Below are 13775 nucleotides of genomic sequence, written 5' to 3' on the forward strand. Positions count from 1 at the left end.
CGCTGCGCGCCTTGTTCAAAATCAGGCTGCCTTGCTCAGAGATCCAGCGGACGACTTGCCGGTACGGCGGTCCTGCTCGATCTCGAAGTTGATCTTCTGTCCTTCGTTGAGCGTGGTCATGCCAGCGCGCTCGACCGCGGAGATGTGAACGAAAACGTCCGCACCGCCATTGTCCGGCTGGATAAAGCCATAGCCCTTGGTGGCGTTGAACCACTTTACGGTTCCAGTTGCCATTTCGATAGTCCTTCGTGTTTGCCAGTGGTAGTAGACTGGGCCGAAGCTCAGCCGATGGTATCGAGATTTTGGAGATTGACGTCAGCAAACGCGAAGGATCGCGAGGCCCGAATCGATCGGCCGAAATATCAATAGCTAGCATATAGACGGCCTCCCTGTCGTTTGCAAGGCCGGCCTGGAAAATCGCCTCAATCCGGCTCCATGAATGGCCGGCCTATCCTTCGGAGAACACCCATGAAAAAGCTGCTGCTCGTCCTCGGCCTGTGCGTCATTGCCGGCGATGCCTGGGCGATCTCGCGCCACGATCCCACCGGCATGGCCTGCGCCGAGGTGCAGGCGACGATCGCCCGCGAAGGCGCGGTGATCCTGCGCTATCGCTCGCCGCGCACGCCCGGCCTGCCGCTCTACGACCGCTATGTCGACAACGACCGGTTCTGCACGCGCGGCGAGGTCGCCTTTCCCGCCACCGTGCCGGCGGCCGACACCCGCGTCTGCCCGGTCTACCGCTGCAAGGTGGTCGACCTCAGCGACCGCCGTCAGCGGATCATCGTTCCGTAGAGCGGTTCCGGTTTTCACGAAATCGGCGGACCGCCTATTTCCCTGGTTCATCCGCATTTCCGGACGCAAACCCGCTTCGCACTTTTGCTGGAAAAGCTCTAAAACCCGAACGAGGCCTGCGCCGGGGGCGGCGGGCCGACATGCACGCCTTCCAGCGTCAGCATCCGTTCCTTGGAGACCGAGCCGCCGGGCGCGGAAAAGCCGCCTATCTTGCCGCCGGCGGCGACGATACGGTGGCACGGAATGATCAGCGGCACCGGATTGGCGCCGAGCGCCGCCCCCGTCTCGCGCGGCAGTCCGCCATGGCCGGCGCGCTTCGCCAGTTCGCCATAGGTGGTGGTTTCGCCGAAGCCGAGCCTGCGCGCCGCGTCATAGATGGCGAGGCGAAAGGCGTCGACGCCGGTGAGATCGACCGGCACGGCGGAGAAATCCACCTCGTCGCCGGCCGCATAGGCCTGGATGGCCGCAACCAGTTCCTCGATCCAGGGCGGCATCCGTTGCGAAGGCGCGGTGCCGAACGCGCGCGACAGGCGGCGCTCGATCGCCTCGCGGCTCTTTTCGGCCAGGAACAGGCGCGTCACCCCCTTTTCGCTCCACGCCAGGCCCATGAAGCCCAGCGCGGTTTCGAAGACGGCGCTGCCGGTGCTGGCAGGGGTTTCGGCGGGCATGGTGCGCTCCTTTGCGCTTTATTGGACCATATCGGGAACAATATCGCACCGGCCACCCCGGTTTTCCACCCGAAAGCCGACAATGTTACAAGCAATACCACCAGCGATTGCCGAATGGCGGGGGCTGGTGTAAGGACGGTCGGAAAGCTTTCCTTAACCTCGGCGACCAAGGCACCGAATGCCGGCAGCAAGAATCTTCTGGACACTCGGCCTGATCGTGGCCGCAGCCGGCCTTGGAGGCTGCGCCTCGACGGCGAACACGGCAAAGCCGCAGCTTGCCGAGACCGCGAGCCTGGCGGGTACCGATGCGGGCTATGCGCTGGCGCTGCCCGACACCGTTTCCGTCCTGCCCGAAAGCGCTTTTGCCGCTGCCGCCCCCAACGCGGATCTCGCCGCCCTGCCGCCGCCGACGCAACCGGGCGGAGAGCCGGCAGCCCAGCCGGTGGTTGTGGCTTCTGCCGAGCCGGGCTTCGTGCCGGCGAGCTATGCCGCGCCATCGAGCCCGAGCGAGGCCAATCCCGGCGTCGTCGACCGGCTGATCGCCAAATATGCGGCCGTCTACGAACTGCCCGAGGCTTTTGTGCGCCGCGTGGTCAAGCGCGAGAGCACCTTCAACCCGCGCGCCTACAATCGCGGCCATTGGGGGCTGATGCAGATCAAGCACGCCACCGCCAGGGGCATGGGCTATGACGGGCCGGCGAGCGGCCTGCTCGATGCCGAGACCAACCTGAAATACGCGGTGAAATACCTGCGCGGCGCCTGGCTGGTGGCCGGCGGCAACGAGGACCGCGCCGACCGGCTCTACCAGAGCGGCTATTACTACCACGCCAAGCGCCAGGGTCTGCTGGAGGAAACCGGGCTCGGCAAGGACCGCATCCGCTCGCGCCGCGCCCCGTCCGTGGCGGCCACCCTGCCGGTGGCGGCCGAGATCGGTGTGCCGCAAACACCGGAGGCGGCGCCGGTGCCGGCCTTCTCGTCCGTCATGATGCCGGGCGCCTGACGGCTCTTCCGGCCGCGGCGCCCGCGCTCTCGTTCCGCGAAGAGCCATAGGAGGCCGCCATGCCGTCCATCCCGCTTCCGCTTGCCGGTTCGTGCCGTTGCGGCCAGGTTGAAATCCGCGTCACAAAGGCGCCGATCTGCACCGCCGCCTGCCACTGCCGCGGCTGCCAGAAAATGGCGTCCTCGGCCTATTCGCTGACGGCGATGGTGCCGGACGACGGGTTTGAGGTGGTGAAGGGCGAGCCGGTGATCGGCGGCGCGCACGGGGCAGATATTCACCACTATTTCTGCCCGCACTGCATGACCTGGATGTTCACGCGGCCGCTGGGCTTCGGCTTCGTCAACGTGCGGCCGACCATGTTCGAGGATGCGAGCTGGTTCAGGCCCTACATGGAAACGTACACCTCGACCAGACTGCCCTTCGCCAAAACCGGCGCGGTGCGCAGCTTTGCCGAGTTTCCGGCGATGGATGAGATTGAGGGCCTGCTACGTGGATATGCGGAGTGGGCGGTTAAGGGGTAGGCCGACAGGCGGCTTCGTCCATCCCGGAATTCTTGCGGCTCCGGGGATGACGCGGGGCGGCGATGGAACTTTTTGCCGTGCTTTCGCTCTCATCTCTGGTCGGTAAAGGAAGATCCCTCCTTTCTGGAGCGATATCGGAACGAAAACCCGTTTTACGTAAAATCTTCTTGTCCAAACCTTCTCGTTTGAGCAGTATCGAGGCGAATGGGGGGATTTCGATTTGAACAAGCTGCCGAAGAAATTTACCGAGCGCGTTTCTGGTAATTTGAAAAAGTATCAGAAAATTGCTGATGCGCAGCAGAAATCCGATGTTGCCGAAGCCGATACCGTCACTCTGGTGAAGGACATCTTGGCGGATATCTTTGGCTACGACAAATATGAGGAACTGACTTCAGAACACCAGATCAAGGCGACTTACTGCGATCTGGCAATCAAGATCGGCGGTAAACTGAGGCTATTGGTCGAGGTAAAGTCAGCGGGAAGCACTTTAGCTGACAACCACCTTCGGCAAGTGATCGACTATGGCGCGCATCAGGGCATCCATTGGGTGATCCTGACAAATGCCGTCGAGTGGCGATTGGTCCGTGTCTATGTTGCCAATCAGATCAGCCATGAAGAGGTTTGCCGGTTTCAACTGGCCAGCCTCAGCGCCAAGAATGAAGATCATCTGCAGCAAATGTTTCTTCTTGCAAAGGAGGGCTTGGCCACCGACGCGATGGACGCCTTTCACCAACAAGCGCAGCTTTTCAATAGGTTCACGGTTGCTGCCATCGTATGTTCCGACCCTGTCATATCGATCGTGCGGAGGGAACTGAAGCGGCTCTTTCCCGACCTTAAGGTTGCGCCTGAAAACCTTGCTACTCTGATTTTGGAGGAAGTAGTGAAGCGCGATGCTGTCGAGGGCGACAAGGCGAAGGAAGCTGCAGCGCGCATCAAGAAAGCACAAGGGAAAATCGAGAGAGCGAAAAAGAAAGAAGCTGCCGCTTCAGCGAGCTTAGCGGCATCTTCTACATAAATCGAAGAGGCTTTTCCTCTTTAAAACGCCACTCTCTTCGCAAAGAGATAGACAGGGTTGGCCTCAAAAATACTCCTGCAGCGGCCGAACCTCCAGGCTTCCCGCCCGTAGCGCGGCGATGGCTTCGGCCACGGCGGCGGCACCCGACAGCGTCGTGTAGTACGGCACCTTCTGCATCAGCGTGGCGCGGCGGAGCGATTTGGAGTCGGAGACGGCGCCTTGGCCGTCCGTGGTGTTGAAGACGATCTGCACCTGGCGGTTGCGGATGGCGTCCTCGATGTGCGGGCGGCCTTCCAGCACCTTGTTGATCTTTTCCGCCTCGACGCCGTTTTCCTTGAGGAAGCGGGCAGTTCCGGAGGTTGCCAGCACCTTGAAGCCTTCATCGGCGAGGCGCTTCACCGAAGGCAGGATGCCGGGCTTGTCCTCGTCGCGCACCGACACGAACAGCGTGCCCGAGCGTGGCAGGTCGACGCCGGCGCCGAGCTGGCTCTTGGCGAAGGCCAGCGCGAAGTCGCGGTCGAGGCCCATGACCTCGCCGGTCGACTTCATTTCCGGCCCGAGCAGGATGTCGACGCCTGGGAAGCGGGCGAAGGGGAACACCGCTTCCTTCACCGCGATGTGGCCGGGGTTGCGGGCGTCGGGCTTCGAGCCGTAGTGGGCGAAGGCCGTGTCCAGCGTCTCGCCGGCCATGATGCGGGCGGCGATCTTGGCGATGGGGCGGCCGATCGTCTTGGCGACGAAGGGAACGGTGCGGCTGGCGCGCGGGTTCACTTCCAGCACGTAGATGGTACCGTCCTTGACCGCATACTGCACGTTCATCAGCCCGCCGACGTTGAGCGCCCGGGCAAGGGCCGCCGTCTGGCGCTCGATCTCGTCGACGATCTGCGGCGACAGCGTGTGCACCGGCAGCGAACAGGCGGAGTCGCCCGAATGGATGCCGGCCTCCTCGATATGCTCCAGGATGCCCGAGACATAAACCTCCTTGCCCCCCTGGGCCGCATCGCACAGGCAGTCCACGTCCACCTCAACCGCCTCGGTCAGGTAGGTGTCGAACAGCAGCGGGTTCTTGCCGAGCAGCGTGTTGATCTGGCCGGTCTTGTCGTTCGGGTATTTCTGCTTGATGTCTTCCGGCACCAGTTCCGGCACGGTGTCGAGCAGGTAGGTCTGCAGCATCGTCTCGTTGTGGATGATCTGCATGGCGCGGCCGCCGAGCACGTAGGAGGGGCGAACCACCAGCGGGAAGCCGAGTTCGCCGGCCACCGTGCGCGCCTGCTCGACCGAATAGGCGATGCCGTTCTTCGGCTGGGTCAGGTCGAGCTTCTGCAGCAGCTTCTGGAAGCGGTCGCGGTCTTCGGCGAGGTCGATCATGTCGGGCGAGGTGCCGAGGATCGGGATGCCGTTCTTCTCCAGCGCCTCGGCGAGCTTCAGCGGGGTCTGGCCGCCGAACTGGACGATGACGCCGACGAGCTCGCCGCGGCTCTGCTCCATCTTCAGGATCTCGATCACGTCCTCGGCCGTCAGCGGCTCGAAATAGAGGCGGTCGGAGGTGTCGTAGTCGGTCGAGACCGTCTCCGGGTTGCAGTTGATCATGATCGATTCGTAGCCGGCCTCGGCCAGCGCGAAGCAGGCGTGGCAGCAGCAATAGTCGAACTCGATGCCCTGGCCGATGCGGTTGGGGCCGCCGCCGAGGATCACCACTTTCTTTCGATCGCTGACGCCGGCCTCGTTGGCCGGCTGGCCGGCGAACGGCGCCTCGTAGGTGGAGTACATGTAGGCGGTTGGGGAGGCGAATTCGGCCGCGCAGGTGTCGATGCGCTTGTAGACCGGGCGCACGTCGAGCGCGTTGCGCAGATGCGCCACTTCCTTGGCGGTCTTGCCCGTCAGCGAGGCGAGGCGGGCATCGGAGAAGCCCATCGCCTTGACCATGCGCAGGTTCTGCGCGTCCCCGGGCAGGCCGTGCTCGCGAATGCGCTGCTCGGTGGCGAGGATGCCGTCGATCTGCTCGAGGAACCACGGGTCGATCCGGCACATCTCGTGCACGTCTTCCAGCGAGGTGCCCATGCGGATCGCCTGCGCCACCATGCGCAGCCGGTCGGGCGTCGGCGTGCCGAGCGCGGCGCGGATGGCATTCCTGTCGTCGCCCTGGCCAATGCCGGGAATCTCGATCTCGTCGAGGCCGGTCAGCCCGGTCTCGAGGCCGCGCAGCGCCTTCTGCAGGCTTTCCTGGAACGTGCGGCCGATCGCCATCACCTCGCCGACCGACTTCATGGAGGTGGTCAGCGTGTGTTCGGAACCGGGGAATTTTTCGAAGGCAAAGCGCGGGATCTTGGTCACGACATAGTCGATGGCCGGCTCGAACGAGGCCGGGGTGGCGCCGCCGGTGATGTCGTTTTCCAGTTCGTCCAGCGTGTAGCCGACGGCGAGCTTGGCCGCGACCTTGGCGATGGGGAAGCCGGTCGCCTTGGAGGCAAGCGCGGAGGAGCGCGACACGCGCGGGTTCATCTCGATGACGACGAGGCGGCCGTCGGCCGGGTTCACGGCGAACTGCACGTTGGAGCCGCCGGTCTCGACGCCGATCTCGCGCAGCACGGCGATCGAGCCGTTGCGCATCATCTGGTATTCCTTGTCGGTCAGCGTCAGGGCAGGGGCGACGGTGATCGAATCGCCCGTATGCACGCCCATCGGATCGACATTCTCGATGGAGCAGATGATGATGCAGTTGTCCGCCTTGTCGCGGACGACTTCCATCTCGTACTCCTTCCAGCCGAGCACCGATTCCTCGATCAGCACCTCGGTTGTGGGCGAGGCGTCGAGGCCGGATTGCACGATCTCGTAGAACTCGGCGCGGTTGTAGGCGATGCCGCCGCCGGTGCCGCCGAGGGTGAAGGAGGGGCGGATGATCGCCGGCAGGCCGATCTCGTCCAGCGCCTGCGCCGCCAGCGCCATGGCGTGGGCGATGTAGCGCTGCTTGCGGTTGCCTTCGCCGAGGTTCCAGCTCGTTTCCAGCGCGTCGAGCGCGGCGTCGAGATTTTCGGGGTTCTGCGCCTTCAGCGCGGCGCGCTCGGCCTCGTGCTTCTTGCGGTCGGCGTCCTTGACGTCGGTGGCGTTAGCCAGCATCGACTTCGGCGTCTCGAGGCCGATCTTCTTCATCGCCTCGCGGAACAGCGCGCGGTCCTCCGCCTTGTCGATGGCCTCGGCGTCGGCGCCGATCATCTCGACATTGTAGCGGTCGAGCACGCCCATGCGCCTGAGCGACAGCGCGGTGTTGAGCGCGGTCTGGCCGCCCATGGTGGGCAGCAGCGCGTCCGGGCGCTCGCGGGCGATGATCTTGGCCACCACTTCCGGCGTGATCGGCTCGATATAGGTGGCGTCGGCCAGTTCCGGGTCGGTCATGATGGTGGCCGGGTTGGAGTTGACCAGGATGACGCGGTAGCCTTCCTCGCGAAGCGCCTTGCAGGCCTGCGTGCCGGAATAGTCGAACTCGCACGCCTGACCGATGACGATGGGGCCGGCCCCGATGATCAGGATGGATTTGATATCGGTGCGTTTTGGCATGAGGCGTATCCGTTCGGCGGCTTGCGCAAAATACCGGACAGGAAACCCCGTCCGGTTGTGCGCAGCGATTTTGAAGTCAGGCTAAGGGGGCCTTATAGGGGAGGTTTTCCGGTTGCGTAACCCCAAAAAGCGCCCGAAAACATCTATCCAACGGCATTGGCGGCGCGGTCGGCGCAGGCGCAGCCCGGCCTTTCAGTCATCGGCCGGCTTGTCGTCGAGCGGGGGCAGGGCGGTGTCGGTGACGGCGGCCGCGATCACGCTGTCCAGCAGGCCCGGAAAGCGGCTCTCGAGATCGTCTCGACGCAACGTGGTGAACTTGCTTGTGCCCACCGCCTTCGTCTGCGTGATGCCCGCTTCGCGCAGCTTGGCGAGGTGGTAGCTGAGGTTGGTCTTGGAGGCCAGGCCGAGGAACATGGAGCAGTTCATCGGCGCTTCCCGCATGGCCAGTTCGCGAACGATCGCAAGCCGCGTCGGGTCGCCGAGGGCGACGAGCACGGCCGGCAGCGCGATCTGGTCAGCGGGTGGATGCGGCATTTGCATGCCCCCGAGTTAAGCACAATGCGGGGCTATTTCAACGCCGGTGCTGCCGGGGCCTGCCGCAGGCATTTGCGCGGGCATTCCGCCGGTGCTGACACAGGGGTGTCAGCAGATGTCTGTTATTTTTTCCGCTTCTCCTTGAACGGGCGTCGGGCGATATCCAATTGTTCAAACACCTTTGAACTAAGGATGCCTCCAATGGATAAACGTCTCGTATGGCTGGCGGTCGGCTCGTTTGCGATGAGCACCGTGGGTTTCGTCTTTTCCAGCCTGCTGCCGTCGATCGCCGCCGACGCGCATATCTCGATCCCGAGCGCGGGCTATCTGATCACGGCCTTTTCGCTGTCCTATGCGGTGGGCGCGCCGACGCTGTCGGCGCTGTTCGGCGCCGTCGACCGCCGCCGGCTGCTGGCGGCGGCGATGCTCGTGTTCGTGGCCGGCAACGCGCTGGCCGCGGTGAGTTCGTCCTTCGCGACGCTGGCGGCCGCGCAGGTGGTGATGGGCATGGCCGCCGGGCTGTTCGCGGCGACCGCGCAGGCGACCGCGGTCATGCTGGCGGGACCAGAGCATCGGGCGCTGGCAATTTCGGTGGTCGTCGGCGGCACGACGTTCGCGGTCGCGCTCGGCGCGCCGCTGGGAGCGCTGATCGCCGCCTTCTGGGGGTGGCGCGGCACTTTCGGCGCCATCGCCCTGCTCGGCCTTGCCTGCGCGCTGGTGCTGTGGGTGCGGCTGCCGCGCGGCATGCAGGGCACGCGCCTGACGATGCGGGAGCGGCTGCGCAGCCTTGGCCAGCCGGGTATCGCGTCTTCGCTCGCCGTGACGCTGCTTTATCTGACCGGCAGCTTCGTCCTCATCTCGTATCTTGCGCCGCTTGCCATGGAAGGGGCGGGCCTGCCCGAACTCGCCCTGCCGGGCATGCTGCTGGCCTTCGGCGCCGGCGCGGTGATCGGCAATCTGTCGAGCGGCCTGCTGGCCGACCGGTTCGGGGCGACCCGCATGGTGGCGCTGTCGCTCTTCCTCGCCGCGCTGATGTGCATCGCCATCTCCCTCGATCTGAAATTCCTGCCGCACAGCCTGGCGGGGCCGATCCTGATCGGGCTGATGGTGCCTTGGGGGATCATCGGCTGGGGCTTCCCGCCGGCGCAGGCGAGCCGGCTCGTCGCCTACGCACCCGACATCGCCCACCTGACGCTGTCGCTCAACGCCTCCGCGATCTATTTCGGTATCGCCATCGGCACGCTGCTGGGCGGCAGGGTGCTGGATTATTCAACACCGGCCAATCTCGGCATTGCCGCGGCGGCCTTCCCGATCGTCGCCCTCGCGGTGCTTGCGGCGAGCCTGCGCGCCGGACGGGTGGCGGTCATGCAGGCCGATTGAAAAACCGGGGCGGGCCGCGCGCCCGCTCCGTTCTGTTGGGCGGCGCTACATGAACGAGCCGGTCTCGACCTCGCCGCCCCGTTCATAGGTGGCGATGATGACGCCCTTGCCCGAGGTTTGCGACCGGGTCTGGCGGAACGCGGCCGGCATCGCGCCGTCGTCGAACAGGCGCTTGCCCTTGCCGAGCAGGACCGGGAAGATCAGCAGGGTGAAGGTGTCGATGAGGTCGCTCGCAAACAGCGTGTGGGCAAGTTTGCCGGAGCCCTGGATCAGAAGGTCAGGGCCGTCCTGCTTCTTGAGTTCGCGCAACGCCGCTGTGACGTCGCCCGTCAGCGGCTGGCTGTTTTGCCAGTTCAGCGTTCCGGGAGAGGAGGTTGCCACATATTTGGTGGCGGCGTTGAAGCGATCGGCGATCGGGTGGTTCGTGATGTTTGGCCAGTAGGCGGCGAAGATGTCGTAGGTCGTGCGGCCAAGCAGCAGGTCGTAGGGTTCGGCAAGAATTTCGCCGACGGCCGCCCCGGTGGTGTCGTCGGCGTAGGGCACGGTCCAGCCGCCGAAACGGAAACCGCCGGAGCGGTCTTCCTCCGGCCCGCCCGGCGCCTGCATGACGCCGTCGAGGCTGACGAAGGTGGAAGCTTTGATCTTTCTCATGGCCTGTCCTCTTGAAGGGTCGTGCCCCCGGCCAGTGCCTCGGTCCGGCCTGCGCTCAGCCGCCGAACCCCATGAGCGTATCGTATAGCAGCTTGAGATTGAGCGCCACGATCAACATGGCCACCAGCCAGGCCAGCCAGGACACGCCCGCCGGAACGGCGAACTTGCCCATCTTCTTCCTGTCGGAGACGAACATCACCAGCGGGATGACGGCGAAGGGAAGCTGCATGGACAGGATCACCTGGCTGAAGACGAGCAGTTCGGCGGTTCCACGCTCGCCATAGATGGCGGTCACCACCACCACCGGGATGATGGCGATGCCGCGCGTAACCAGGCGGCGCGCCCATTGCGGGATGCGCAGGTGGAGGAAGCCTTCCATCACGATCTGGCCGGCCAGCGTCGCCGTCACCGTGGAATTGAGGCCCGAGGCGAGCAGGGCGATGGCGAACAGCGCGGAGGCGATGCCGAGGCCGAGCAGCGGCGACAGCAGTTCGAAGGCCTGCCCGATCTCAGCGACGTCCTCGTGGCCCGAGCCGTGGAAGGCGACGGCGGAGACGATCAGGATCGCGGCGTTGACGAACAGCGCCAGCATCAGCGCTAGGGTGGAATCCACCGTCGCCCATTTGATGGCGTCGCGCTTGCCGTGGTCGGTGCGCTCGTAGGCACGGGTCTGCACGATGGAGGAGTGCAGGTAGAGGTTATGTGGCATGACGGTGGCGCCGATGATGCCGATGGCGATGTAGAGCATCGCCGGATTGGTGGCGATTTCAGCGGACGGCACGAACATCGAGTGCAGGATGGTGCCGGCCGGCGGGGCGGCGACGAAAATCTGCACGGCAAAACAGCCGAAGATGATGATGAGCAGCGCCACCACGAAGGCTTCGAGGTAGCGGAAGCCCTTGTTCATCAGGAGGAGCACGAGGAAGGCGTCGAGCGCGGTGAGCAACGCGCCGCCGATCAGCGGGATGCCGAACAGCAGTTGCAGGGCGATTGCCGTGCCGATGACCTCGGCGAGGTCGCAGGCGATGATCGCCAGTTCGCAGATGACCCACAGCGCGTAGGCGACCGGCTTCGGGTAATAGGCGCGGCAGGCCTGGGCGAGGTCGCGGCCGGTGGCGATGCCGAGCCGGGCGGCCAGCGCCTGCAACAGGATCGCCATCAGGTTCGACAGCATGATGACGAACAGAAGCGTGTAGCCGAACTGCGCACCGCCGGCGAGGTCGGTCGCCCAGTTGCCGGGGTCCATGTAGCCGACCGAGACCATGTAGCCGGGGCCCATGAAGGCGAACAGCCGCTGCATCCAGCCGGCTCCTTGCGGCACGGCGATGGAGGCGTTGGCTTCGGGCAGGCTCGGCCGCTCGCCCGCTTGCGGCTGGAAGAAGCGCCGGTGGGAAGTGGACGTTGCGGCGATTTCGGCTTCAGGCATCCCGAATTCCGTGCTGTGCGTAGCTTCGATGCAGGCAATTTATGCATAGGCTCAACATTATGCAATAGGCTATATTTCATTGTTTCGGCTTTATCGACGTGCCGGCAACGTGGAGAGGCGGGGAGGGGAGAAAATGTCCCGAAGAATGAAAGCCCGTGCTATAAAGTTTAAAGGCGGGTTCAATTGCGGGCGTGAAGCGTCGCCGCCGCCATGAAAGGAGAGGCGCGTTGGCGCAGAAGAACCGGTCCGTTTCGCGCGATGAGCCGCTGCCTGACGCCGAAGTCCATTCGGAAGGCTTTCGCCAGACGCGCGAGGCGCAGCGCGGCGCGCTGGTCGAGGACTATGTCGAGCTGATCGCCGACCTGATCGAGGACGGCAACGAGGCGCGGCAGGTGGACATCGCGGCGCGCCTCGGCGTGTCGCAGCCGACGGTCGCCAAGATGCTGACCCGGCTTTGCGCCGAGGGGCTGGTGTCGCGAAAACCCTATCGGGGCGTGTTCCTGACCGAAGCCGGGCACAAGATGGCCGGCGAAAGCCGCGAGCGCCACCAGACGGTAGAGGCGTTCCTGCGCTCGCTCGGCGTCAGCGCCGAAACCGCGCGCATCGATGCCGAGGGCATCGAGCATCATGTCAGCGCCGAGACGCTGGAAGCCTTCCGCAGGGCGATGCAGAGGCGGCCCTGAGAAGTCGGGGCGACGGCCGCGGAACCCGCGGGCCGGCCACGCGTTGAATGGCGCGCCGGCAATTTCGCGGGCGAAGGGAGAAAAGCGCATGGGCGTCCAGCAGGCACCGACGGCGAAAGGCAAGGCTTCGGCCAAGGGACTTCAACAGGCGGCGGCAAAGAATGAACGCAAGACGGAAGCCGAAACCGGCAAGCCGTTGGCAAAAGGCGCAAAGCGCTTCGAGGAGCGCTCCAGGAGCTCGGACGGCAAGAGCGCCGGGACGAAGCAGAAGGCCAAATAGCCGGTCGAAGCAGACCCCTCATCCGGCCGCTTCGCGGCCACCTTCTCCCCGGCGGGGAGAAGGGCCATCCCCCATCGCAGCTTGCTCCTCCACAGGGGCAAGGTTGCCCTGCAGGGCAGAGTTGCAGGCACGGGGCCATGTTTCGCGTCCTTGCCCCGGCGAAAAAGGATCATGACTCGCCGGATCGGTTCGGATAATCGTTGAAGGGTTCGGCCGGGGGCATTCGGCTGAGATAGCATCGTGAGGGTTTGCCATGCTCTGGAAGGGTCGTCGGCAGAGTGACAATATCGAGGACCGCCGCAGCGATGGCGGCGGCGGGTTGCCGGGCGGTTTCGGCGGCGGGCCGGGCCAGTTCCGCATCCCGATCGGCGGCCGCGCCGGTGGTGGCGGCTTGTCCACCATCATCATCCTGGTCGTGCTGTTCTTCGCCCTGAAGGCGTGCGGCATCGACCCGATGCAGATACTCGAGCAAGGCGGCGTGCTTTCCGACAATGGCGGCGGCATCACCACGCAGGACAGCGCCGGCGGCAGCGGCTCGGCCGCCAACAACGACGAGATGAAGCAGTTCGTGGCGACGGTGCTGGCCGAAACCGAGGACGTGTGGACCGGCATCTTCCAGGCCAACGGCATGACCTACGAAGACCCGAAGCTGGTGATGTTTTCGGGCCAGATCCGCTCCGCCTGCGGCTTCGCCACCTCGGCGGCCGGGCCGTTCTATTGCCCCAGCGACCACAAGGTCTACCTCGACACGGCCTTCTTCCAGCAGTTGGCGCGCCAGTTCGGCGCTTCGGGCGATTTCGCCCAGGCCTATGTCGTGGCGCACGAGGTCGGCCATCATGTCCAGAACCTGACCGGCATCCTGCCCAAGTTCAACCAGATGCGCCAGCAGATGAGCGAGGTCGACGCCAACCAGATGTCGATGCGGGTGGAACTCCAGGCCGACTGCTTTGCCGGCGTGTGGGGCCACTTCACCGCGCAGAAGGGCATCCTGGAACAGGGCGACCTGGAGGAGGCGCTGAACGCTGCCCAGCAGATCGGCGACGATACGCTGCAAAAGAAGATGCAGGGTTACGTCGTGCCGGAAAGCTTCAACCACGGCACCTCGGCGCAGCGCCAGCGCTGGTTTGCGGCGGGCTTCAAGAGCGGCAAGCTTTCGGACTGCGACACGTTCAACAACCCGATCTGAGCGCAAGGGGCCGCCCCGGTTTTCGTCGATTGTAGGGCCGGCGCTCCTTGCCTATAAGGAGCGTCCGCCCGACTCAGCGGCGCC

General features: G+C 64.9%; 14 protein-coding genes. 8 read left to right on the plus strand and 6 right to left on the minus strand.

Annotated elements, in window-relative coordinates; genetic code table 11:
- Positions 1 to 21: 21 nt before the first annotated feature.
- On the minus strand, positions 22 to 234 hold the full coding sequence (locus tag ACFOHJ_RS18940) for a cold-shock protein (protein ID WP_378223397.1): 213 nt from the start codon (positions 232 to 234) through the stop codon (positions 22 to 24).
- Positions 235 to 468: 234 nt separating this feature from the next.
- Here ACFOHJ_RS18940 and ACFOHJ_RS18945 point away from each other — a divergent pair, with 234 nt between their 5' ends.
- Positions 469 to 792 carry a hypothetical protein gene (locus ACFOHJ_RS18945; protein WP_378223399.1) on the plus strand — a complete coding sequence of 108 codons (324 nt, stop codon included), beginning with the start codon at positions 469 to 471 and terminating at the stop codon, positions 790 to 792.
- 98 nt (positions 793 to 890) lie between these two features.
- Here ACFOHJ_RS18945 and ACFOHJ_RS18950 read toward each other — a convergent pair whose 3' ends face one another.
- On the minus strand, positions 891 to 1460 hold the full coding sequence (locus ACFOHJ_RS18950; protein ID WP_378223400.1) for a methylated-DNA--[protein]-cysteine S-methyltransferase: 570 nt from the start codon (positions 1458 to 1460) through the stop codon (positions 891 to 893).
- 178 nt (positions 1461 to 1638) lie between these two features.
- Between ACFOHJ_RS18950 and ACFOHJ_RS18955 the strand changes: the two genes are divergently transcribed.
- The 3 genes from ACFOHJ_RS18955 (at position 1639) to ACFOHJ_RS18965 (ending at position 3996) form a co-directional block, all read left to right on the plus strand.
- Positions 1639 to 2460: a transglycosylase SLT domain-containing protein gene (locus tag ACFOHJ_RS18955; RefSeq protein WP_378223402.1), complete on the plus strand. Its 822-nt coding sequence runs from the start codon at positions 1639 to 1641 to the stop codon at positions 2458 to 2460.
- Between the two features lie 59 nt (positions 2461 to 2519).
- Complete coding sequence (locus ACFOHJ_RS18960) at positions 2520 to 2981, plus strand: GFA family protein (protein ID WP_378223404.1); 462 nt, start codon at positions 2520 to 2522, stop codon at positions 2979 to 2981.
- Between the two features lie 220 nt (positions 2982 to 3201).
- Positions 3202 to 3996, plus strand: coding sequence for a hypothetical protein (locus tag ACFOHJ_RS18965; protein ID WP_378223407.1), 795 nt, complete (start codon positions 3202 to 3204; stop codon positions 3994 to 3996).
- 63 nt (positions 3997 to 4059) lie between these two features.
- Here ACFOHJ_RS18965 and carB read toward each other — a convergent pair whose 3' ends face one another.
- Both carB and ACFOHJ_RS18975 read right to left on the minus strand, forming a co-directional pair.
- On the minus strand, positions 4060 to 7551 hold the full coding sequence (gene carB / locus ACFOHJ_RS18970) for a carbamoyl-phosphate synthase large subunit (RefSeq protein ID WP_378223409.1): 3492 nt from the start codon (positions 7549 to 7551) through the stop codon (positions 4060 to 4062).
- 192 nt (positions 7552 to 7743) lie between these two features.
- Positions 7744 to 8091: an ArsR/SmtB family transcription factor gene (locus ACFOHJ_RS18975; protein ID WP_378223412.1), complete on the minus strand. Its 348-nt coding sequence runs from the start codon at positions 8089 to 8091 to the stop codon at positions 7744 to 7746.
- A 195-nt stretch (positions 8092 to 8286) separates the two neighbouring features.
- Between ACFOHJ_RS18975 and ACFOHJ_RS18980 the strand changes: the two genes are divergently transcribed.
- The gene (locus ACFOHJ_RS18980; protein ID WP_378223414.1) at positions 8287 to 9465 is read left to right on the plus strand and encodes an MFS transporter; all 1179 of its coding nucleotides are present in this window, start codon (positions 8287 to 8289) and stop codon (positions 9463 to 9465) included.
- A gap of 45 nt (positions 9466 to 9510) precedes the next feature.
- On the opposite strand, the gene ACFOHJ_RS18985 is transcribed toward ACFOHJ_RS18980, so the two are convergent.
- A complete protein-coding gene (locus tag ACFOHJ_RS18985; protein ID WP_378223417.1) occupies positions 9511 to 10116 on the minus strand; it encodes a dihydrofolate reductase family protein in 606 nt (201 codons plus the stop codon).
- 55 nt (positions 10117 to 10171) lie between these two features.
- Positions 10172 to 11542, minus strand: a complete 1371-nt coding sequence (locus tag ACFOHJ_RS18990; RefSeq protein ID WP_378223419.1) for an Nramp family divalent metal transporter — start codon at positions 11540 to 11542, stop codon at positions 10172 to 10174.
- A 227-nt stretch (positions 11543 to 11769) separates the two neighbouring features.
- On the opposite strand from ACFOHJ_RS18990, the gene mntR reads away from it, so the two are divergent.
- The 3 genes from mntR (at position 11770) to ypfJ (ending at position 13691) form a co-directional block, all read left to right on the plus strand.
- A complete protein-coding gene (mntR, locus tag ACFOHJ_RS18995; protein WP_378223422.1) occupies positions 11770 to 12225 on the plus strand; it encodes a manganese-binding transcriptional regulator MntR in 456 nt (151 codons plus the stop codon).
- A gap of 88 nt (positions 12226 to 12313) precedes the next feature.
- The gene (locus ACFOHJ_RS19000) at positions 12314 to 12505 is read left to right on the plus strand and encodes a hypothetical protein (protein ID WP_378223425.1); all 192 of its coding nucleotides are present in this window, start codon (positions 12314 to 12316) and stop codon (positions 12503 to 12505) included.
- Positions 12506 to 12758: 253 nt separating this feature from the next.
- Positions 12759 to 13691, plus strand: a complete 933-nt coding sequence (gene ypfJ / locus ACFOHJ_RS19005) for a KPN_02809 family neutral zinc metallopeptidase (RefSeq protein ID WP_378223427.1) — start codon at positions 12759 to 12761, stop codon at positions 13689 to 13691.
- Positions 13692 to 13775: the final 84 nt, after the last annotated feature.

This window comes from Aquamicrobium soli (genome assembly GCF_042646345.1).
Lineage (GTDB): Bacteria > Pseudomonadota > Alphaproteobacteria > Rhizobiales > Rhizobiaceae > Mesorhizobium > Mesorhizobium soli_A.

Coding starts and splice junctions, on each gene's coding strand:
- ACFOHJ_RS18955 (WP_378223402.1), top strand. CDS start 1,639: ATGCCGGCAGCAAGAATCTTCTGGACACTCGGCCTGATCGTGGCCGCA.
- ACFOHJ_RS18985 (WP_378223417.1), bottom strand. CDS start 10,116: ATGAGAAAGATCAAAGCTTCCACCTTCGTCAGCCTCGACGGCGTCATG.
- ACFOHJ_RS18960 (WP_378223404.1), top strand. CDS start 2,520: ATGCCGTCCATCCCGCTTCCGCTTGCCGGTTCGTGCCGTTGCGGCCAG.
- ACFOHJ_RS18950 (WP_378223400.1), bottom strand. CDS start 1,460: ATGCCCGCCGAAACCCCTGCCAGCACCGGCAGCGCCGTCTTCGAAACC.
- ACFOHJ_RS18940 (WP_378223397.1), bottom strand. CDS start 234: ATGGCAACTGGAACCGTAAAGTGGTTCAACGCCACCAAGGGCTATGGC.
- ACFOHJ_RS19000 (WP_378223425.1), top strand. CDS start 12,314: ATGGGCGTCCAGCAGGCACCGACGGCGAAAGGCAAGGCTTCGGCCAAG.
- ypfJ (WP_378223427.1), top strand. CDS start 12,759: ATGCTCTGGAAGGGTCGTCGGCAGAGTGACAATATCGAGGACCGCCGC.
- ACFOHJ_RS18990 (WP_378223419.1), bottom strand. CDS start 11,542: ATGCCTGAAGCCGAAATCGCCGCAACGTCCACTTCCCACCGGCGCTTC.
- ACFOHJ_RS18975 (WP_378223412.1), bottom strand. CDS start 8,091: ATGCAAATGCCGCATCCACCCGCTGACCAGATCGCGCTGCCGGCCGTG.
- carB (WP_378223409.1), bottom strand. CDS start 7,551: ATGCCAAAACGCACCGATATCAAATCCATCCTGATCATCGGGGCCGGC.
- ACFOHJ_RS18980 (WP_378223414.1), top strand. CDS start 8,287: ATGGATAAACGTCTCGTATGGCTGGCGGTCGGCTCGTTTGCGATGAGC.
- ACFOHJ_RS18945 (WP_378223399.1), top strand. CDS start 469: ATGAAAAAGCTGCTGCTCGTCCTCGGCCTGTGCGTCATTGCCGGCGAT.